A 20,017-nucleotide genomic window follows, 5' to 3' on the forward strand; every position below is an offset into this window, starting at 1 on the left:
TCCTTTGGTCAGGCTCGGCGCCTGCGTGCTTTGGGTCTTCGGCGATTTTCGTTTTCGACAGGTCCAGGGCTAAACGCGGGACGTTCCGATTGGTGTCCCGGCTCGCTCCAGTCGGTCCTGCCGAAGGATCAGCCGAATTTTCTCATGAATTCTTCGGCAGCGCGAGTCTCGGCATCCTGCTTGGAATTGGCCGTGGCGCGCGCGGCGCCGACATTGTGGACCGCGACCTCCACCGTGAACTGCGAGGCATGGTCCGGGCCGGAGCGTTCGACCAGCTTGTATTCGGGCATGCGGCGGCGGTTTCCGGCGGCCCATTCCTGCAATGCGGACTTGGGGTGCTTGCGCTTGCCGGCCTTGCCGTGCATCGATTCGGACCACAGCTTGCGCACCATCACGCGCGCCGCTTCGAAGCCGCGCTCGGTGAAGCAGGCGCCGATCAGGGCCTCCATCACGTCGCCCAGGATATTGTCGCTGTCCAGCCCGCCGTCGTCGCGCGCCTGCTTGCCGAGGCGCATGTGCGGGCCGAGGCCGATCTGCCGCGCGACTTGCGCGCAGGTCTGGCGGCTGACGAGCGCGTTGAGGCGCTGCGAAAGGCGGCCTTCCGCTTCCTCGCTGTTTTCGAAAAGCCATTCGGCGACCGAGAGTCCGAGGACCCGGTCGCCGAGGAATTCCAGTCTTTCGTAATTGCGCTTCTCGCCGGTGCTGCCGTGAGTGAGGGCGGCCAGCCAGAGCGTTTCGTCGCCCGGAAGGTTGCCCGTGACTTCGGCGAGGAACTCGCGGTCCTTTGCTTCAAGCACTCAGATCACGCTCCCGATCCGGCTCCAGCGGGCGGCGGTGAACCAGGTCCAGGGCTTGAGCCATTCCGCATCGCCGTCGGTGGAGAACATCATCACCGCGGCCTTGCCCACCAGGTTGTCCTGCGGGACGATGCCGATGCCCTGGCCCTCGATCGCCGGGAAACGGCTGTCGAGCGAATTGTCGCGGTTGTCGCCCATCAGGAACATGTGGCCTTCGGGCACGATGTAGACGCCAGTGTCGTCCTGCGGGGTCTGGCCAAGGTCGAGCACGTTGTAGCTCTTCCCGTTCGGCAGGGTCTCGCGGAACTGCGGATAGTTGCAGACCGGGCCACCGGCGGCATCCTTGCCTTCGAACTCGGGGGCGTAGCAATGGGTGTTCGCGGTGACCGGCAGCGCGAAGTCGGGCTGCTTGACGCGCGGAACCGCCTTGCCGTTGATCCAGACCTGTCCGCCCTTCACCTGCACTTCATCGCCCGGAAGGCCGATGACGCGCTTGATGTAGTCGACATCGTTGCCTGGGGGCGCCTTGAAGATCACCACGTCGCCGCGTTCCGGCTGGCCGGCGAAGACGCGGCCGGGGATCAGCGGCAGGCTGAAGGGCAGCGAATACTTCGAATAGCCGTAGGACCACTTGGAAGCGAACAGGTAATCCCCGTTCAGCAGCCGGGGCAGCATCGACTCGCTCGGGATGTTGAACGGCGAGATGATGAAGCTGCGCAGCACCACGACGCCGAGCACCAGCCAGAGCAGGAAGGAGAAGAAGCCTTCATCCTTCTTGGCATCCTTCTTGGCGTCCTTCACGACCGGCTTGCCGCCGCCGCTTGAGGCAGGCCCCGATGAGGGTAGTTCAGACTTGTCGGATGCGGGGCCGGAAGTCGCGGTTTCGATGTCGCTCATGGCTCGAACCCTTGTTGCGCGCGAGGCCATCCGTCAAGTGACATACCGAGCAGAGACACATCCGTATCGACCAAAAACGTCATGTTCCTGACGTGCGTCCTGCGCAGAGATGGGTGCAAGAATGACCTTGGCCTTCTGCCGCCTGCTGGGCATAAGGCTGGCCCCCAACCCGAACAAAGGAACCATGGCATGAGCGAAACGGTATGGAACAAGCTGAAAGGATTGCCCAAACCGACGCTTGCCGAGCTGTTCGACGCCGATCCGGCCCGTCTCGACCTGCTCGCCACTCGCCTGGAGCTGGGTGACGAGACCAGCCCCGGCGCCATGCGGTTCGACTGGTCGAAAACTCACCTCGATGCCGCCCATATCGCCGCTTTCGAGGAACTGGCCGAAGCCACCGACTTCGCCGGGCGCCGCGCGGCGCTGTTTTCCGGCGAAATCGTCAACCCGACAGAAGGTCGCGCTGCCGAGCATACCGCCCAGCGCGGCGTCGGCAGCGACGAGAGCGTGGCACTTGCGCATGAGTTTCACGCCCGCATGGCCGCCATTGTCGAGGCCATTCACCGCGGCGCCATGGGCGAAGTGAAGCATCTGATCCACGTCGGCATCGGCGGCTCGGCCCTCGGCCCGGCGCTGGCGATCGACGCGCTCGCGCGCGACGGCGCCATGGTGGACGTTCAGGTCGTTTCCAACATCGACGGCTGTGCGCTCGAAGCGGCCTTTGCCAAGTGCGACCCGGCAACGACGATGCTGGCCGTGGCGTCCAAGACCTTCACCACCATCGAGACGATGACGAATGCCGAAAGCGTCCTTTCGTGGATGCGCGAGAACGGCGTGGAAGACCCCTACGGACGGGTCGTCGCCCTCACTGCAGCGCCGGAAAAGGCCGTGGAATGGGGCGTGGACGAGACTCGCATCCTGCCGTTCTCGGAAAGCGTCGGCGGGCGCTACTCGCTCTGGTCGTCGATCGGTTTTCCGGTCGCCATGGCGCTGGGCTGGCCGGATTTCGCCGAATTCCTCGACGGCGCGGCGGCAATGGACATGCACTTCCGCGATACCGACGGTCTCGCCAACCTGCCTCTGCGCGCCGCTTTCGCCGACCAGTACTACACCCGCCTGCGCGGCTGCCAGACCCGCGCCGTCTTCGCCTATGACGAGCGGCTGGCGCTGCTGCCGGACTATCTCCAGCAGCTGGAGATGGAATCGAACGGCAAGAGCGTGAAGTACGACGGCTCGCCGGTTGACGGGCCGACGGCGCCGATCACCTGGGGCGGCGTGGGCACGGACGCGCAGCACGCCGTGTTCCAGCTGCTCCATCAGGGCACCAACCTGGTGCCGGTGGACTTCATCGCCGCGATTGCCCCGGGCGACGATCTCAACCCCGCGCATCACCGCATTCTCCTGTCGAACTGCTTCGCGCAGGGCGCGGCGCTGATGGCCGGCAAGGCGAGCGAGGACCCGGCGCGGGCCTATGCGGGCGACCGTCCTTCGGCGACGATCCTGCTGGACGAAATCTCGCCGGCGACGTTCGGCGCCTTGGTGGCGTTCCACGAACACCGCACTTTCGCCAATGCCGTGCTGATGGAGATCAACCCCTTCGACCAGTTCGGTGTCGAGCTGGGCAAGGAAATCGCCAAGCAGATCGAGAAGGGCGGCACCACGTTCGATCCCTCGACCGAGGCACTTCTGCAGCTTTCGGGAATCGCCTGAGATAGGGGGCCGAGACAAGGCCCCCTGAAATTCCGGTCTCATGAGAAACGGGGCAGGCCGCATGGCGACCTGCCCCGTTCTCCATTCCCGGGCCTGTGCGCTTCAGGAACGGTATTCAAGGCCTTCCGACCAATCCGCATGAAGCGGCGTGTGCGCAGGCTGGGGCGAAGCGGCACCTCCGGCCAACTGGCGCAGCAACTGCTTGCCGTCCTCCCAGCTGCCGATCTTCGAATCCGCGTTGATATGGCCGGTATCGCCCGCATCCACGAACTGGCTGCCCCATTGCCGTGCCAGCAGGCGGGCGGTGGGGAAGCCGATCCACGGGTCGTTGCGGCTGGCCACGAGGATCGAGGGGAAGGGCAGTTCGTCGCTCGGCGTCGGCGCGAAGCCGTTGAGCCGGTCGTCGCGCGGGAAGAAGTCCACTTCCGGCGGGGCGACCAGCAAGGCGCCGATCACCGGCGAGGACCAGGCGGGCTGCTCGAATTTCGCCCACCAGGCCGTGAGGAGGCATCCCAGGCTATGCGCCACCAGCACCACCGGCCGACCCGCGCGCTGGACCGAGAGGTTCAGGCGGTTGATCCAGGTATTGCGATGCGGTTTTTCCCATAGTCCAAGGTCGACCATCTGGGCATTGTCCATCTCCTCGGCCCAGCGGCGCTGCCAGTGGCCAGGTCCGCTGCCGTCAAGGCCGGGGATCAGAAGCACGAGAGGCTCCTGCGGGGATGTGGGATGTTGGTTCGTCTTTGCCATTTCGCTCGTCTCCCGAAACTAGGAGTAGGCCCGCAGTGGGGCTTTTGCCGATGTCCGCTGGCGCAGGCTGTCCTGTAGGTATGCGGAACGTGATGCGACTCCGATAAACTCAACTGTTTTAGTTGACAATATTTTTGCGCTCAACGGAGGTCGTGTTCCGACAAAACGTCCGTTGGCAATCGAAGGCACCATGCCCCATATGCGCCGTGCCCGGACGCAAGCCGGCGCAGCAGGAGCAAGTGCATGTCAGAATTCGACTACGATCTCTTCACCATCGGCGCCGGATCGGGCGGCGTCCGTGCCAGCCGGATCGCAGCGGCGCATGGCGCACGCGTGGCGGTGGCGGAAGAGTACCGGGTCGGCGGCACTTGCGTCATCCGGGGCTGCGTGCCCAAGAAGATGCTCGTCTACGGCGCCCATTTCGCCGAGGATTTGGAAGATGCCCGTCACTTTGGCTGGGAAATCCCGGCCTGCCACTTCGACTGGGTGAAGCTGCGCGACAACGTGCTGGGCGACGTCGACCGGCTCAACGGGATCTACACGCAGACCCTGGAGAACAACAAGGTCGAGATCTTCCACGAGCGCGCCACGATCACCGGCCCGCACGAGATCACGCTGGCGAGCGGCGCGAAGAAGACCGCGAAAGTCATCCTCGTCGCCACCGGCGCGCGGCCCCATGTGCCGTCCTGCCCGGGCCACGAACTGGGCATCACCTCGAACGAGGCGTTCCATCTGGACGCATTGCCGAAGCGCATCCTGATCGCGGGCGCAGGCTATATCGCCAATGAATTTGCCGGCATCTTCCACCAGTTCGGCTCGAAGGTGACCCTGATCAACCGCTCCGACCAGCTTCTGCGCGGTTATGACGAAAGCATGCGCGATCGCCTCCTGCAGATCTCGCTCACCAAGGGCATCGACTTCCGCTTCAATGCCGATTTCAGCGGCATCGAGAAGAATGCCGACGGCTCGCTGACGGTCACGATGACCAATCACGAGCCTCTCGAGGTCGACTGCGTCCTTTTCGCCACCGGCCGCGTGCCGAATGTCGAGGGGCTGGGGCTGGAGAATGTCGGCGTCGCGCTCGATGACAAGAACGCGATCCGGGTCGACGAGCATTCGCGGACCAATGTCGATCACATCTACGCCGTGGGCGATGTCACCAACCGCGTGCAGCTTACCCCGGTGGCGATCCGCGAGGGGCAGGCCTTTGCCGATACCGTATTCGGCAACAAGCCGACCACGCTCGACTACGCCTGCATTCCCTCGGCCGTGTTCAGCCATCCGCCGATCGGCGCCGTGGGCATGACCGAGGCGCAGGCGCGGCAGGAACTCGGATCGGTGGAGATCTACACCAGCGATTTCCGGCCGATGAAGAACGTCATGGCGCACCGCAACGAGCGCTCGCTCTACAAGATGGTCTGCGAAGGCACGACGGGCCGGGTCGTCGGCCTGCACATGATCGGGCCTGACGCACCGGAGATCATCCAGGCCGCCGCGATTGCGGTGAAGGCCGGGCTCACCAAGGCCGATTTCGACGCTACCGTGGCCGTTCACCCGACCATGTCGGAGGAACTGGTGCTCATGAAATAAGGCGGCCGGGCGGGCGGCTTTGCCCGCCACGCGGTTATTGCCGCAATCTGTCGGCCGATCCGCCAAGGCGGAACGAGAGGGCGTCGTCACCGTCGGTTCGGTGGCGGCGCCTTTCGTTTGCGGGTCAGGCCGGGAAAACCCCGCGGCAGCGCGATAACGCGCCGGGACGATCGAACCGCGCCCAAACACATCGGTGGGGCGAAATCCGCGCGAACCTGCCACTTTTGTCATTTAACCGATCACTTAAAACTATTGACCTTCCCCCCTCGACCTGCCTAGCAGGGGCAATAATTCGTGCCGCCAAGGTCACTTGCCAAGGGAACCCGGATGTCAGCCAATATCGCCGAAATGGAGAAGCGCCGCGACGCAGCGAAGCTGGGAGGCGGCGAAAAGCGCATTGCCGCGCAGCATGCCAAGGGCAAGCTGACCGCGCGCGAACGCCTCGACATTCTGCTGGATGAAGGCAGCTTCGAGGAATTCGACCTTTACGTCGAACATGACTGCACCGACTTCGGCATGGAAAGCCAGCGCATCCCGGGCGACGGCGTCGTCACCGGATCGGGCACCATCAACGGCCGCCTCGTCTTCGTGTTCAGCCAGGACTTCACCGTGTTCGGCGGTTCGCTCTCGCACCGTCACGCGCAGAAGATCTGCAAGCTGATGGACAATGCGATGAAGGTGGGCGCGCCCGTCATCGGCCTCAACGATTCCGGCGGCGCGCGCATTCAGGAAGGCGTGGCCTCGCTTGGCGGTTATGCCGAAGTGTTCCAGCGCAACGTGCTCGCTTCGGGCGTGGTGCCGCAGCTTTCGCTGATCATGGGCCCGTGCGCGGGCGGCGCGGTCTATTCGCCGGCGATGACGGACTTCATTTTCATGGTGAAGGACAGCTCGTACATGTTCGTCACCGGGCCGGACGTGGTGAAGACCGTCACCAACGAAGTCGTCACGCAGGAAGAACTGGGCGGTGCGATCACGCATTCCAGCAAGACTTCGGTGTCCGACCTGGCGCTGGAAGACGATATCGAGGCGCTGCTGGCGGCGCGCGATTTCTTCGACTTCCTGCCGCTCAACAACCGCGAGGAAGTGCCCGAGCGTCCTTGTGCCGATCCCTGGGACCGCGCCGAGGAAAGCCTCGACACCGTGATCCCGCCTTCGGCCAACCAGCCTTACGACATGCATGAGGTGATCAGGAAGACGCTCGACGAGGGTGACTTCTTCGAGGTTCAGCCGCTCCATGCGGGCAACATCATCGTCGGTTTCGGCCGCATCGAGGGCAAGACCGTGGGCGTCGTCGCCAACCAGCCGATGGTGTTGGCGGGCGTGCTCGACATCAACTCGTCCAAGAAGGCCGCGCGTTTCGTACGCTTCTGCGATGCCTTCAACATCCCGATCATTACGTTCGTGGACGTTCCGGGCTTCCTGCCGGGCACCGACCAGGAGCACAACGGCATCATCAAGCACGGCGCCAAGCTGCTGTTCGCCTATGCCGAGGCGACCGTGCCGAAGATCACCGTGATCACCCGCAAGGCCTATGGCGGCGCCTATGACGTGATGGCGTCCAAGCACCTCCGCGGCGATCTCAACTACGCCTGGCCGACCGCCGAAATCGCGGTGATGGGTGCCAAGGGCGCGGTGGAGATCATCTTCCGCGGCCTCTCGTCCGAAGGTATTGCCGAGAAGACCAAGGAATACGAAGACCGCTTCGCCAATCCCTTCGTGGCGGCAAGCCGGGGCTACATCGACGAGGTGATCTACCCGCACTCGACCCGCAAGCGCATCGCGCTGGGCCTGCGCAAGCTGCGGACCAAGAGCCTCGAAAATCCGTGGAAGAAGCACGACAACATTCCGCTTTGATGGCGCATGAGGATCGCGGGACACCTCCTTTTTGAGAGTTCCGCGATCTCTTCCAGGCCGCGAAAGACGGCATGTGTCAGAAGCAAGATTGGGAAGTCAGGTCATGGAAGACATCTACATCGTCAGCGGCGTGCGCACGGCAGTCGGTGACTTCGGCGGTTCGCTGAAGTCGTTCATGCCGTCCGATCTCGGCGGCAAGGTCGTGACCGAGGCACTGGCCCGCGCGGGCGTTTCGCCGGAGGACGTCGGCCACATCGTCATCGGCCAGGTCATGCCGACCAGCGCCAAGGATGAGATGCTCAGCCGCGTGATCGGCATCAATGCCGGCGTGCCGTTCGAAGTGCCCTCGCTGACGCTCAACCGCCTGTGCGGATCGGGCGTGCAGGCGATCGTCTCGGCCGCGCAGATGATGAAGCTGGGCGAGGCGGGGATCACCGTCGCGGGCGGCGCGGAGTCGATGTCGAACGTGCCTTATCACGACCACGGCGTGCGCTGGGGCAAGAAGATGGGCGCGAACACGCAGGAAGACGCGCTGACGGTCGGCCTGTCGGACGCCATCGGCGGCTATCACATGGGCATCACGGCGGAGAACGTGGCGGAGCGCCACTGCGTCACCCGCGAGGACATGGATGCGCTCTCCGCGACCAGCCACCAGCGCGCCGCTCGCGCCATCGCGGAAGGCCGCTTCAAGGACCAGATCCTTCCCATCGAAGTGAAGACCCGCAAGGGCGTGACCGTGTTCGACACCGACGAGCATGTCCGGGCAGACACGACGGCCGAGACGTTGGCGAGCATGAAGCCTGCCTTCAAGAAGGATGGCGCGGTCACGGCGGGCAATGCCTCGGGCATCAATGACGGCGCCGCTGCCGTGGTGTTGGCTACCGCTTCGGAAGTCGAAATGCGCGGCCTGAAGCCGATGGCGAAGATCGTCGCCTGGGGCCATGCCGGTGTCGAGCCTGCCTACATGGGCGAAGGCCCGATCAAGGCGGTTCCCGTGGCACTGAAGCGCGCCGGGCTCTCGCTCGACCAGATCGACGTGATCGAGAGCAACGAGGCGTTCGCGGCGCAGGCCGCCGCCGTTTCCAAGGTGCTGGGCTTCGATCCGGAGAAGGTGAACCCCAACGGTTCGGGCGTCTCGATCGGTCACCCGGTCGGCGCCACCGGCACGATGCTCGCGATTAAGTGCATGTACGAGCTGAAGCGCACGGGCGGGAAGTACGGGCTAGTCACGATGTGCATCGGCGGCGGGCAGGGCATCGCTCTCGTGCTGGAGAATGTGGCGTGAAGCTCGGCCGTCTCAACCACATCGGCGTCGCCACGCCCGATCTCGACGCCTCGATCGCGTTCTATCGCGACGTGATGGGCGCTACCGATATTACCGAGCCGTTCGTGCTCGATAGCCAGCAGGTGCGCGTCTGCTTCGTCAATACGCCGGGTGAAGGTGGCACGGCAGGTACGCAGATCGAACTGCTCCAGCCGACTGCCGCGGACTCGGCCGTAGGCAAGTGGCTGGAGAAGAACCCGCTCGGGGGTCAGCACCACATTTGCTACGAAGTGCCGGACATTCACGCCGCCAAGGCCTGGTTCGAAAGCCTCGGCAAGCGCGTGCTGGGTGAGCCGCGCGTGGGCGCGCACGGGACGCTGATCTTCTTCGTACACCCCAGGGACATGGGCGGTCAGCTTACCGAGATCATGGAAACGCCCAAAGGCGGTCACTGAGATAGATTACGGTCCGCCGCAATGAAAGCGGGCCGAAAGGGATGCGGACAATGGCAGACATCAATGACTGGAAGGCGGCCGCCGAAAAGGAGGTCAAGGGTAAGGACCTGACCTGGAACACGCCCGAGGGTATTGCGGTGAAGCCGCTCTACACCGCCGAGGACGTGACCGTCGATCCCGGCTTTCCCGGCTTCGCGCCGTTCACGCGCGGCGTGCGCGCCTCGATGTATGCCGGCCGGCCCTGGACCATCCGCCAGTACGCGGGCTTCTCCACTGCCGAGGAATCGAACGCCTTCTATCGCCGCAACCTCGCGGCGGGCCAGAAGGGCCTTTCGGTCGCCTTCGACCTTGCCACCCATCGCGGCTATGACAGCGATCACCCGCGCGTCGTGGGTGACGTGGGCAAGGCGGGCGTCGCCATCGATTCCGTCGAGGATATGAAGATCCTGTTCGACGGCATTCCGCTCGACAAGATGTCGGTCTCGATGACGATGAACGGTGCGGTCATCCCGATCCTGGCCTTCTTCATCGTTGCCGGTGAGGAGCAGGGCGTCGACCGCAAGCTGCTCGACGGGACCATTCAGAACGACATCCTCAAGGAGTTCATGGTCCGCAACACCTATATCTACCCGCCCGAGCCGAGCATGCGGATCATCTCGGACATCTTCGGCTATACCAGCCGCGAGATGCCGAAGTTCAACTCGATCTCGATTTCCGGCTACCACATGCAGGAAGCCGGCGCGACGCAGGTGCAGGAACTGGCCTTCACCATCGCGGACGGCGCGGAATACGTGAAGTACGGCGTGGCATCGGGCCTCGATATCGACAAGTTCGCAGGCCGCCTGTCGTTCTTCTTCGCCATCGGTATGAACTTCTTCATGGAAGTGGCCAAGCTGCGCGCCGCGCGCGTGCTGTGGCACCGGGTGATGACGGAGCTGGGCGCCAAGGACGAGCGTTCGAAGATGCTGCGCACCCACTGCCAGACTTCGGGCGTGAGCTTGCAGGAGCAGGATCCCTACAACAACGTCATCCGCACCACGATCGAGGCGATGGCCTCGATGCTGGGCGGCACCCAGTCGCTGCATACCAATGCGTTGGATGAAGCGATCGCGCTGCCGACCGACTTCTCGGCCCGCATCGCCCGCAACACGCAGATCATCATCCAGGAGGAGACCGGCATGTGCAATGTCGTCGATCCGCTGGGTGGGTCCTACTACATCGAATCGCTGACGCAGCAGCTGGTCGACCAGGCCTGGGAGATCATCGAACGCGTGCAGGCAGAGGGCGGCATGGCCAAGGCCGTCGCTGCAGGCTGGCCCAAGGCGATGATCGAAACCGCCGCCGCCGCCCGCCAGGCGCGGGTGGACCGGGGCGACGACGTGATCGTCGGCGTCAACAAGTACCGTCTCGCCAGCGAGGACCTGCTGGAGACGCTGGAAGTCGACAACGCCAAGGTCCGCGAAGGCCAGATCGCCCGCATCAACAAGATGAAGGCGGAGCGTGACGAGGCCAAGTGCCAGGCCGCTCTGAAGGCGCTGCGTGACGGCGCGGCAGGCGTGTCCAGCATCGAGAACAACCTCCTCGCGCTCGCCGTCGAGTGTGCCCGCGCCCGCGCCACGCTGGGCGAGATCAGCTCGGCCATGGAAGACAGCTTCCAGCGCTACGGCACCCAGCCGACCCCGGTGAAGGGGGTCTATGGCGCGCCTTACGAGGGTGACAGCCGCTGGCAGCAGGTGCTGGACGGCGTGCAGGCGGTGGAGCGCCGTCTCGGCCGCAAGCCCAAGGTGCTGGTCGCCAAGATGGGTCAGGATGGCCACGATCGCGGCGCCAACGTCATCGCCTCGGCCTTCGGGGACATGGGCTTCGACGTCGTTTCGGGTCCGCTGTTCCAGACGCCGGAAGAGACCGTCGTGCTCGCGCTGGAAAGCGCGGTCGACGTGGTCGGTGCGTCCAGCCTCGCGGCCGGTCACAAGACGCTGATCCCTGAACTGATCCAGAAACTGCGCGAAGCGGGCCGGAGCGACATCAAGGTGATCGCCGGCGGCGTGATCCCGCCGCAGGACTATGAGTTCCTGCGGGGTGCCGGCGTTCAGGGCATCTACGGCCCCGGCACCAACGTCGTCGAATGCGCGGCTGACGTGCTGCGCCTGCTCGGCCACAACATGCCGCCGCTCGGTTCTTCGCTGGAAGTGGCGGAATAAGGATGGTCACGCTGGATCGACGCCGCGCTTGCCCCTATGACCGGGGTTTGGCCGCGCGTCATCCCGCGCGCTCTGCCTGAGGAATGACTATGACCGAAACCCCTTCCATCAGCCCCCGTACCGACTGGACCCGTGAGGAAATCGCGGCACTGTTCGATCTGCCGTTCACCGAACTGGTGTTCCGCGCGGCCGAAGTGCACCGTGCCAACCACAAGGCCAACGAAGTGCAGCTTTCCACGCTGCTTTCGATCAAGACCGGCGGCTGCGTGGAAGACTGCGGCTATTGCTCGCAGTCGGTTTCGGCCAACAGCGGGGTCAAGGCTACCAAGCTGATGGAAGTGCAGCAGGTGCTCCAGCGTGCGGCGCAGGCGGCCGATCAGGGGTCCACCCGCTTCTGCATGGGCGCCGCCTGGCGCAACCCCAAGGACCGCGACATGCCCGCCATCATCGAGATGGTGAAGGGCGTGCGCGCGATGGGCATGGAAACCTGCATGACGCTGGGCATGCTGACGCCCGATCAGGCGGACATGCTTTCTGACGCCGGGCTCGACTACTACAACCACAACATCGACACTTCGCCCGAGCGCTATGACCAGGTCATCACCACGCGCACGATGGATGACCGCCTCGACACGCTGTCGAACGTGCGCATGGCGGGCATCAACGTCTGCTCCGGCGGCATCGTCGGCATGGGCGAGACGCGTGCCGACCGCGTGGGCTTCGTCCACACGCTGGCGACCCTGCCGGATCACCCGCAGTCGGTGCCGGTCAACGCGCTGGTTCCGGTGAAGGGCACCGTGCTGGGCGACATGCTGGCCGACACTCCGCTGGCCAAGATCGATGACGTGGAATTCGTGCGCACGGTGGCGGTCGCGCGCATCACCATGCCGCTGTCGATGGTGCGCCTCTCGGCGGGGCGCGAGTCGATGTCGGAAATGACGCAGGCGATGTGCTTCATGGCCGGCGCGAACTCGATCTTCACGGGCGACCAGCTGCTCACCGCGCCGAACGCGGGCGACGACAGCGACATGGCGATGTTCGCGCGCCTCGGCATCAAGCCGATGGCCATCGAACTGACCGAGGCGCAAGTCGAAGCCCAGCGGATGCCCAAGGGCTGCGCGAAGCTGGAAGCGGCCGAGTGACCCGCGCATGATCCTGCCGATCCTTCTCCTGGCCTCGCAGCCCCCGATCGATTGCGCCAATGCGATGACGCAGACGGACATGAACGTGTGTTCGTATCGCGACTTCCAGTCCGCCGATCGGGTGATGAACGAGGCTTGGGGGAAGGCGGTGGCCAAGGCGAAAGCTGCCGACAAGCAGGGACCCGTTGGCAATTTCAATCGGCTGCTCGATGCGCAGCGCAAGTGGCTCGCCTGGCGCGACGCCCAGTGCCTTTCGGAGAATGGCCCGCGTGAGGAAAGCGGCACGATCTGGCCGCTTCAGCAGAACGGCTGCCTCAAGGGATTGACCGAGGCGCGCACGAAACAGCTGCGCGCTTATGGGAGCGCGGGGAACTGATGCCCGGTGCTCTCCGCTTGCAAACCCGTCATGCTGGACGCGCTGCAGCATCCATTTCGCGCCCCGGGCCGATGGCCTGTGCGGCGCGATGGACCCTGAAACAAGTTCAGGGAGACGAACGATGAGTGTGCCGGCGGGGATATTCATCCTCGCCGCGACGCTCTGAGCGATGGTTTTGGTGATCGACGCCGGCTTCTTCATGCACGGCGGCTGACTTGGGAGTTACGGGGTTGTTCAAGAAAATCCTCATCGCAAACCGGGGCGAGATTGCCTGCCGCGTGATCAAGACCGCGCGCCGCATGGGCATCCAGACCGTTGCCGTCTATTCCGACGCCGATGCCCGCGCGCCGTTCGTGCAGATGGCCGATGAGGCGGTTCACATCGGTCCCGCGCCCGCTGCGCAGTCCTACCTGATTGCCGACAAGATCATCCAGGCCTGCAAGCAGACCGGCGCCGAAGCGGTGCACCCCGGCTACGGCTTCCTCTCCGAGCGCACCTCCTTCGCCGAAGCGCTGGCCGCAGAGGGCATCGAGTTCATCGGGCCTCCCGTTGGCGCGATCGCCGCGATGGGCGACAAGATCGAATCCAAGAAGCTGGCCAAGCAGGCGGGCGTCAACGTCGTCCCCGGCTTTGTCGGTGAGATCGAGGACACCGAGCACGCCGTGCGGATCTCGAACGAGATCGGCTATCCGGTGATGATGAAGGCCAGCGCCGGCGGCGGCGGCAAGGGCATGCGCCTGGCCTACGACGAAAAGGACGTGCGCGAGGGCTTCGAGTCCGTGAAGCGCGAGGGCCTCAATTCCTTCGGCGACGACCGCGTCTTCATCGAGAAGTTCATTCTCAACCCGCGCCACATCGAAATCCAGATCCTCGGCGACAAGCACGGCAACATCCTCTACCTGAACGAGCGCGAATGCTCGATCCAGCGCCGCCACCAGAAGGTGGTTGAGGAAGCGCCGTCGCCCTTCGTGACCCCCGCGATGCGCAAGGCGATGGGTGAGCAGTGCGTCGCGCTGTCGCGCGCGGTGGGCTACTATTCGGCAGGTACCGTCGAACTGATCGTCTCGGGCGCGGATGCGACCGGCGAGAGCTTCTACTTCCTCGAAATGAACACCCGTCTTCAGGTCGAGCACCCGGTTACCGAAGCGATCACTGGCGTCGATCTGGTCGAGCAGATGATCCGCGTCGCCGCGGGCGAGAAGCTGGAGATGACGCAGGCGGACGTGAAGATCGACGGCTGGGCCATCGAAAACCGCGTCTATGCCGAAGACCCCTATCGCGGCTTCCTGCCCTCGACCGGCCGCCTCGTGCGCTATCAGCCGCCGGTGGACGGCTGGGACGACGACGGCGCCGAGAACGGCCGTCGCGGCATCCATGGCGTGCGCGTGGATGACGGCGTCTACGAAGGCGGCGAAGTTTCGATGTTCTACGATCCGATGATCGCCAAGCTCATCACCTGGGGCGAAACGCGCGACGAAGCCGCCGACAAGCAAGTGGCCGCGCTCGACCTGTTCGAGATCGAGGGCCTTGGCCACAACATCGATTTCGTCTCGGCCATCATGCAGCACCCGCGCTTCCGCTCGGGCGAACTGACCACGGGCTTCATCGCCGAGGAATATCCCGAGGGCTTTACCGGCGCGCCCGCGTCGGAGGACCTCAAGGGCAAGCTGGCTGCCGTCGCCGCTTTCGTCGCCACTGCGCGGGCAGACCGGGCACGCCGGGTCGACGGGCAACTGGCGCCGCATCGTTTGTCGCCGCCCTCGGAATGGACCGTCACCATCGACAAGGCGGCCTACGAAGTCGTCATCGACGACGAGGACGTCACGGTGAACGGCGCCTTTGTCGAACTGGCAATGGAATACACCCCCGGTGACCGGCTGATCGAAGCCGAGATCGATGGCGAGGCCATCGGCATCCGCGTCGCACCGACGCGCACGGGCCTCAGGATGACCACGCGCGGCTGCATCCACAATGTGCAGATCCTGCCCAGCCGCGTGGCTTCGCTCAGCAAGCACATGATCGAAAAGATCCCGCCGGATCTCTCGAAGTTCCTGATCTGCCCGATGCCGGGCCTGCTCGTCGCGCTTCATGTGGGCGAGGGGGACAAGGTTGAGGCAGGGCAGCCGCTGGCCGTCGTCGAAGCCATGAAGATGGAAAACATCCTGCGCGCCGAGAAGTCGGGCGTGGTGAAGGCGGTCAATGCCAAGGCAGGCGAAAGCCTTGCGGTGGACGCCGTCATCCTCGAAATGGAGTAAATGCACCTGGACCACGACCCCGCCGCGCCTGCGGCTGAGCAAGTCAGCTTCGACGACTTCCTGAAAGTGGACATCCGCGTCGGCACGATCGTCGCCGCCGAAGTCTACGAGGGAGCGCGCAAGCCGAGCCTTAAATTGCGGATCGATTTCGGTCCCGGCGTTGGCGAGAGAAAGAGCGTGGGGCAAGTCGCCGCGCTCTATTCTCCCGAAGAATTGATCGGGCGGCAGGTGGCGGCGGTCGTGAATTTCCCCAGGCGCCAGATCGGCAAGGCCGTGTCCGAGGCGCTCACGCTCGGCTTCGCGGACGAGGAGGGCCGGGTGGTCCTTTTCGCACCGGACCAGCCGGTGCCCAACGGTTCGAGGTTGTTCTGATGACGGGGTTTGCTGCGCTTCTGGCGAGCGCGGAGGAGATCGAGGGCGGTTTCGTTTTCGATATCACCGAAGACTGGCTTCAGGGCCGCACCGCTTACGGCGGGCTGACTTCGGCGGTTGCGCTGGCGGCGGCGCAGCGGCTCGATCCCGAATTGCCGCCGCTGCGTTCCGGCCAGTTCGCGATGATCGCGCCGCTGGCTGGCCGCGTGGAAGCGCGGGCGCGGATCGTGCGCAAGGGGCGCAATGCCACCTGGGTAGCTGCCGAGCTTGCGAACGAGAAGTGCGTGGGTTTCACCGCCAGCTTCGTGTTCATGCGCCAGATCGAGAGCGCGGCGGATATCGCCGGCTATCCGATGCCGGAGGGCGTGAACCCGGTGGCCGATGCCAGGCCGGTGCCGCTGGACGTGGCGCCCGAATTTCTGAAGCGGAACTTCGATGCGCGGTTCGCCTTGCCGAAATCGGCGCTGGGCGAGGCGGATATGTGCTGGTGGGTGCGCCTGAAAGAGCGCGGCGGCCTCGATCCGGCGCTGGAAGCGGTGTTGGTCGGCGATGCCTTGCCGACGGCGGTGCTGCCGCTGCTCAATTTCCGCGTGCCGATCAGCTCGATGCACTGGCACATCAATCTGCTGGAACCGGCGCCGGTCACCGAGGACGGCTGGTGGCTGCTGCGCACCACCAGCGCATTTGCGCGGGACGGCGGGGCCAGTGAGCATATTCTCCAGTGGAGCGCTGCGGGCGCGCCGGTGATTGCGGGGATGCAGTCGGTGGCGGTGTTCGGCTGAGTTGCTCAGCCCTTTTCGTCACCTGCAAGGAGACGCAGCCCACGAAGCAATCCGGAGCGGTGTAAACCGCCCTGAATCGCTTCGCTAAGTGCGCGATGACGAAAGTCGGGTGGCGATCCCGCCTTGTCAGGCGGGCGCCGGCTCACCTGCCAGGGTCTTGCCCAGCGCGATCTTGAAGGCCGAGAACGCGATCAGGCCGACGGCTGCGGCAGCGACGTGGATCAGCCAGAACGACACGGTGTCCATCGAGGAATACCAGCCGCCCACTTCGCCCACGATCTTGTTGGCACCGAAGAAGGCCAGGTAATAGATGCCGACGACCGTCGCGTTGAGCGCGCGCGGCGCGATCTTGGTGAAGAGCGCGAGGCTTACCGGCATGATGTGCGCGAAGCCGATCGAATTGAACAAGTGGAACATGACCGGCCAGAACAGGCCGATCCTGGCGTCCCCGGCCGTTGCGGCGGCGATGACCAGGCATGACCCGCCGATGATCGAAAAGACCGAGCCGATGATCATCTTGCCCAGTTCGTCGGGCTCGCGGCCGGTGCGATCCGCGTACCATTTCCAGAACGCGGCTACGGCCACCAGCATGGAGAAGCTGAGGGTCGCATCCACGGTGATCATCCAGCTCGTCGGCAGGGTGGTGCCGAAGAAAGTCAGCTGGAACTTGGCGTCCGCCCATACGAGATAGGCGTTGAAGATCTCCTGGTTGGTCATCATCGCGATGGCGAGCACCGGCACCAGCACGGCCAGCGCGCCGAGGCGCGGCCAGTCTCCGCGGGCGAGACGTGAGCGAGGCGTCTTGTCGCCCTTGGCCGCGCGGTTGTCGGCGGGCAGCCAGTGCCCGGCCTTGAGATAGATGACGAGGCCCAGCACCATGACGATCCCGGCCGTGCCGAAGCCGTAGTGCCAGCCCACTTCCTCGCCCAGCGTGCCCGCGATCAGCGGCGCGACGATCACCGAGACGTTGATGGCGATGTAGAAGATCTGGAACGCCATGGCGCGGCGCAAATCGCCGGGCTTGTAGAGTTCGCCGACCTGGCTGGCGATATTGCCCTTGAACAGGCCGACGCCGACCACCAGCGAGATCAGGGCGAAGAGGAACATGCCCTCGAACGCCATGAGGAAGTGGCCGAGCGACATGACCACGGCGCCCGCGATCAGGGTGGCCTTGCGGCCCAGCCAGCGGTCCGCGACGATGCCGCCCAGGATCGGGGTCAGGTAGACGAGCGAGGTGTAGTCGCCGAAGATCGCCGAAGCCAGCGGCTGTCCCTCCAGCCCGGCGTAGTGCCAGCCGCGCAGCCAGGACAGGCCGGCGACTTTGCCGACGTTCTCCGGCAGCAGCAGGTACTTCACCATGTAGAGCACGAGCAGGGTCTGCATCGAATAGTACGAGAAGCGCTCGCATCCCTCGACGAAGGAGAGATAGCCCAGGCCCTTGGGGTGGCCCAGGAATGCGCGGTCGTTGCGCTCGATTTCCTCGGGGAAGTCGAGTTCGGGAGTGGCTTCGGAAAGTGTCATGGCGGTCTGGTGCGGCCCGGTACTTTTGTTATCCAAGCGCGCACCATAGTGGCGCGTCATGGTAATGTCACGCCAGGCCAAGGATTGCACGGCCTGCGAGGCCCAAGCGCCTCTCTCCAAACGGGAAAAGGCGACAGACCCGATCGACCTGTCGCCTTCCCGTACGCCCCCGGACCTCCCAAAAAAGGGTTTGCGATCGGCGCCACATTCCCGCGTGGCGGGACAGAATCAGAACGTGCGGAGAGGCATCGGGTTTCGGCAGTCACCGCGCGCGAGGCACGGGACATCGGAACATTTGCGCGTGAAATCAGTCGGTCGGGCGTGGTTTGCCAAGAGCCGGTCAGTCCGGGCGGGCGAGTTCCTCGTCGAGGAAGGCGGCGACGTCCTCCAGCGAAACCTGCTTGTCGAGGTAGGTCTGGCCGATTCCCTTGAGCAGCAGGAAGGGCAGGGTGCCCGCGTCCATCTTCTTGTCATGGAGCATGTGATCGACCAGGCGGGTGCCGTCGCAGTCCAGACCCAGCCGCGCAAGCCCGGCAGGCAGGCCGATCTCCCCGATATGACGGGCGATATGCTCGGCGCTGGCGCGCGGCATGAGTTCGCGGCGCGCGGAATAGCGTGCGGCCAGCACCATGCCGAGCGCCACGCCTTCGCCGTGGAGCAGGCGGTCGGAAAAGCCGGTCTCGGCCTCCAGCGCATGGCCGAACGTGTGGCCGAGATTGAGCAGCGCGCGCTTGCCGGTGGTCTCGAACTCATCTTCGGCAACGATGCGGGCCTTGCTCGCCACGGAATGGGCCACCGCATATTCGCGCAACTGGCTGTCGCCGGCGATCATGGCGGCCGCGTTGGTGTCGCACCAGGCGAAGAAGTCGGCATCGTCGATGAGGCCGTACTTCACCACTTCGGCATAACCGGCCAGGAAGTCTCGCTCTGGCAGCGTTTCCAGCGCGGAGAGGTCGGCCAGGACGAGCGAAGGCTGGTGGAAGGCACCGACGAGGTTCTTGCCGGCGGGCGTGTTGATCGCGGTCTTGCCGCCCACGCTCGAATCGACCTGGGCCAGCAGCGTGGTCGGCACCTGGATGAACTTGCAGCCGCGCTTGAGCACGGCGGCGCAGAAGCCGGTGAGATCGCCGATGACACCGCCGCCCAGCGCGAGGATGTGATCGCCGCGCTCCACTTCCAGCGAGAGCAGCCAGTTCACGGTGGCGGCCAGTTCTTCCCAGGACTTGGTGGCCTCTCCGGCGGGCAGGATGCGCCAGTGCGGCTCATGGCCGTTTTCGCGCAGGTTGGCCTCTACCACGGCGCCCCAGGCGGCGTGGACATTGACGTCGGTGATGATCGGCACGCCGCGCTTGCGCAGGAGGCCGCGGCACTGCGGGACGAGTTCGGCCAGGAGGCCGGCGCCGACGCGCACTTCGTAAGGGCGGCCGGCGATATCGACGGGGATTACAGCCATTGCGAAATTCCCTGCAGGACGTTGTTGATCGTCTGGACGTGCGGCCCGCTGTGACTGAGCACATGGATCGGGGCCTGCGAATAGTGCGGCCGCCGGTCGTCGCGCAGCCTGCCGAGTATCTCGTGCGGGTCGCCGCCCTTGAGCAGGGGGCGGTTGTCCTTGCGCGCGGTGCGCTCGACCAGGGTTTCCACTTCGCTGTCGAGCCAGACCGTGATGGCCTTGTCCAGGATCAGCTGCCGCGTGATCTCATTACAGAACGCGCCGCCGCCCGTGGCGATCACGCAGCGTCCGACCCTGGAATCCGGCCCGGATTCGATGAGGCGGGAGATCACCCGGCGCTCGCCGTCGCGGAAGTAGGATTCGCCGTAGGTTTCGAAGATTTCCGGGATGGTCATCTGCGCGGAACGCTCGATTTCCTCATCGGCGTCCACGAAAGGACATTCGAGAAGCGTCGCGAGCCGCTTGCCCACGCTGGACTTGCCCACGCCCATCATACCCACCAGCACGATGGGGCGATCGATGCGCCGCGCGAGTGCGGCAATTTCCTGCGCGGAAAACCGGGTTTGTTGAACGTCCATTGCTCCATCGCCTATAGTTG

General features: G+C 64.8%; 17 protein-coding genes. 11 read left to right on the forward strand and 6 right to left on the reverse strand.

Annotated features, from left to right (window positions below):
* Positions 1-128: 128 nt before the first annotated feature.
* Both rnc and lepB read right to left on the reverse strand, forming a co-directional pair.
* Entirely contained in the window at positions 129-797 is a 669-nt protein-coding gene (gene rnc / locus AC1VV3_RS00785; RefSeq protein WP_132262213.1) for a ribonuclease III, read from the reverse strand.
* Entirely contained in the window at positions 798-1,694 is an 897-nt protein-coding gene (lepB, locus tag AC1VV3_RS00790; protein WP_132262214.1) for a signal peptidase I, read from the reverse strand. It abuts the gene before it with no gap.
* A 189-nt stretch (positions 1,695-1,883) separates the two neighbouring features.
* Between lepB and pgi the strand changes: the two genes are divergently transcribed.
* Entirely contained in the window at positions 1,884-3,404 is a 1,521-nt protein-coding gene (gene pgi, locus AC1VV3_RS00795) for a glucose-6-phosphate isomerase (RefSeq protein WP_134092701.1), read from the forward strand.
* A gap of 102 nt (positions 3,405-3,506) precedes the next feature.
* Here pgi and AC1VV3_RS00800 read toward each other — a convergent pair whose 3' ends face one another.
* Positions 3,507-4,109 carry an RBBP9/YdeN family alpha/beta hydrolase gene (locus AC1VV3_RS00800; RefSeq protein ID WP_431567995.1) on the reverse strand — a complete coding sequence of 201 codons (603 nt, stop codon included), beginning with the start codon at positions 4,107-4,109 and terminating at the stop codon, positions 3,507-3,509.
* A 288-nt stretch (positions 4,110-4,397) separates the two neighbouring features.
* On the opposite strand from AC1VV3_RS00800, the gene gor reads away from it, so the two are divergent.
* The 10 genes from gor to AC1VV3_RS00850 all read left to right on the forward strand — a co-directional run bounded on the left by gor (position 4,398) and on the right by AC1VV3_RS00850 (position 16,445).
* A complete protein-coding gene (gene gor / locus AC1VV3_RS00805; protein WP_134092703.1) occupies positions 4,398-5,744 on the forward strand; it encodes a glutathione-disulfide reductase in 1,347 nt (448 codons plus the stop codon).
* A gap of 327 nt (positions 5,745-6,071) precedes the next feature.
* Entirely contained in the window at positions 6,072-7,598 is a 1,527-nt protein-coding gene (locus AC1VV3_RS00810; RefSeq protein WP_482961931.1) for an acyl-CoA carboxylase subunit beta, read from the forward strand.
* Positions 7,599-7,701: 103 nt separating this feature from the next.
* A complete protein-coding gene (bktB, locus tag AC1VV3_RS00815; protein WP_431567997.1) occupies positions 7,702-8,883 on the forward strand; it encodes a beta-ketothiolase BktB in 1,182 nt (393 codons plus the stop codon).
* On the forward strand, positions 8,880-9,317 hold the full coding sequence (gene mce, locus AC1VV3_RS00820) for a methylmalonyl-CoA epimerase (RefSeq protein ID WP_431567998.1): 438 nt from the start codon (positions 8,880-8,882) through the stop codon (positions 9,315-9,317). The genes bktB and mce overlap by 4 nt, the downstream gene beginning before the upstream one ends.
* A gap of 50 nt (positions 9,318-9,367) precedes the next feature.
* A complete protein-coding gene (gene scpA / locus AC1VV3_RS00825) occupies positions 9,368-11,518 on the forward strand; it encodes a methylmalonyl-CoA mutase (RefSeq protein ID WP_465128067.1) in 2,151 nt (716 codons plus the stop codon).
* A gap of 89 nt (positions 11,519-11,607) precedes the next feature.
* Positions 11,608-12,660: a biotin synthase BioB gene (gene bioB, locus AC1VV3_RS00830; protein WP_134092708.1), complete on the forward strand. Its 1,053-nt coding sequence runs from the start codon at positions 11,608-11,610 to the stop codon at positions 12,658-12,660.
* 7 nt (positions 12,661-12,667) lie between these two features.
* The gene (locus tag AC1VV3_RS00835) at positions 12,668-13,036 is read left to right on the forward strand and encodes a lysozyme inhibitor LprI family protein (protein ID WP_431568000.1); all 369 of its coding nucleotides are present in this window, start codon (positions 12,668-12,670) and stop codon (positions 13,034-13,036) included.
* A 230-nt stretch (positions 13,037-13,266) separates the two neighbouring features.
* Entirely contained in the window at positions 13,267-15,291 is a 2,025-nt protein-coding gene (locus AC1VV3_RS00840; protein WP_431568001.1) for an ATP-binding protein, read from the forward strand.
* Positions 15,292-15,663 carry a tRNA-binding protein gene (locus AC1VV3_RS00845; RefSeq protein ID WP_431568002.1) on the forward strand — a complete coding sequence of 124 codons (372 nt, stop codon included), beginning with the start codon at positions 15,292-15,294 and terminating at the stop codon, positions 15,661-15,663.
* The gene (locus AC1VV3_RS00850) at positions 15,663-16,445 is read left to right on the forward strand and encodes a thioesterase family protein (protein WP_431568003.1); all 783 of its coding nucleotides are present in this window, start codon (positions 15,663-15,665) and stop codon (positions 16,443-16,445) included. The genes AC1VV3_RS00845 and AC1VV3_RS00850 overlap by 1 nt, the downstream gene beginning before the upstream one ends.
* Positions 16,446-16,571: 126 nt before the next feature.
* Here AC1VV3_RS00850 and AC1VV3_RS00855 read toward each other — a convergent pair whose 3' ends face one another.
* The 3 genes from AC1VV3_RS00855 to AC1VV3_RS00865 all read right to left on the reverse strand — a co-directional run bounded on the left by AC1VV3_RS00855 (position 16,572) and on the right by AC1VV3_RS00865 (position 19,997).
* Complete coding sequence (locus AC1VV3_RS00855; RefSeq protein WP_134092713.1) at positions 16,572-17,966, reverse strand: peptide MFS transporter; 1,395 nt, start codon at positions 17,964-17,966, stop codon at positions 16,572-16,574.
* A 340-nt stretch (positions 17,967-18,306) separates the two neighbouring features.
* Positions 18,307-19,419, reverse strand: coding sequence for a 3-dehydroquinate synthase (gene aroB / locus AC1VV3_RS00860; RefSeq protein WP_431568004.1), 1,113 nt, complete (start codon positions 19,417-19,419; stop codon positions 18,307-18,309).
* A complete protein-coding gene (locus AC1VV3_RS00865) occupies positions 19,410-19,997 on the reverse strand; it encodes a shikimate kinase (RefSeq protein ID WP_132262242.1) in 588 nt (195 codons plus the stop codon). Before AC1VV3_RS00865 ends, aroB begins: the two co-directional genes overlap by 10 nt.
* Positions 19,998-20,017 lie beyond the last annotated feature (20 nt).

The sequence above is a fragment of the Novosphingobium sp. BL-S-34 genome (assembly GCF_056857015.1).

Coding starts and splice junctions, on each gene's coding strand:
- AC1VV3_RS00855 (WP_134092713.1), bottom strand. CDS start 17,966: ATGACACTTTCCGAAGCCACTCCCGAACTCGACTTCCCCGAGGAAATC.
- AC1VV3_RS00850 (WP_431568003.1), top strand. CDS start 15,663: ATGACGGGGTTTGCTGCGCTTCTGGCGAGCGCGGAGGAGATCGAGGGC.
- lepB (WP_132262214.1), bottom strand. CDS start 1,694: ATGAGCGACATCGAAACCGCGACTTCCGGCCCCGCATCCGACAAGTCT.
- AC1VV3_RS00835 (WP_431568000.1), top strand. CDS start 12,668: ATGATCCTGCCGATCCTTCTCCTGGCCTCGCAGCCCCCGATCGATTGC.
- aroB (WP_431568004.1), bottom strand. CDS start 19,419: ATGGCTGTAATCCCCGTCGATATCGCCGGCCGCCCTTACGAAGTGCGC.
- bioB (WP_134092708.1), top strand. CDS start 11,608: ATGACCGAAACCCCTTCCATCAGCCCCCGTACCGACTGGACCCGTGAG.
- AC1VV3_RS00845 (WP_431568002.1), top strand. CDS start 15,292: ATGCACCTGGACCACGACCCCGCCGCGCCTGCGGCTGAGCAAGTCAGC.
- AC1VV3_RS00865 (WP_132262242.1), bottom strand. CDS start 19,997: ATGGACGTTCAACAAACCCGGTTTTCCGCGCAGGAAATTGCCGCACTC.
- AC1VV3_RS00810 (WP_482961931.1), top strand. CDS start 6,072: ATGTCAGCCAATATCGCCGAAATGGAGAAGCGCCGCGACGCAGCGAAG.
- bktB (WP_431567997.1), top strand. CDS start 7,702: ATGGAAGACATCTACATCGTCAGCGGCGTGCGCACGGCAGTCGGTGAC.
- scpA (WP_465128067.1), top strand. CDS start 9,368: ATGGCAGACATCAATGACTGGAAGGCGGCCGCCGAAAAGGAGGTCAAG.
- gor (WP_134092703.1), top strand. CDS start 4,398: ATGTCAGAATTCGACTACGATCTCTTCACCATCGGCGCCGGATCGGGC.
- pgi (WP_134092701.1), top strand. CDS start 1,884: ATGAGCGAAACGGTATGGAACAAGCTGAAAGGATTGCCCAAACCGACG.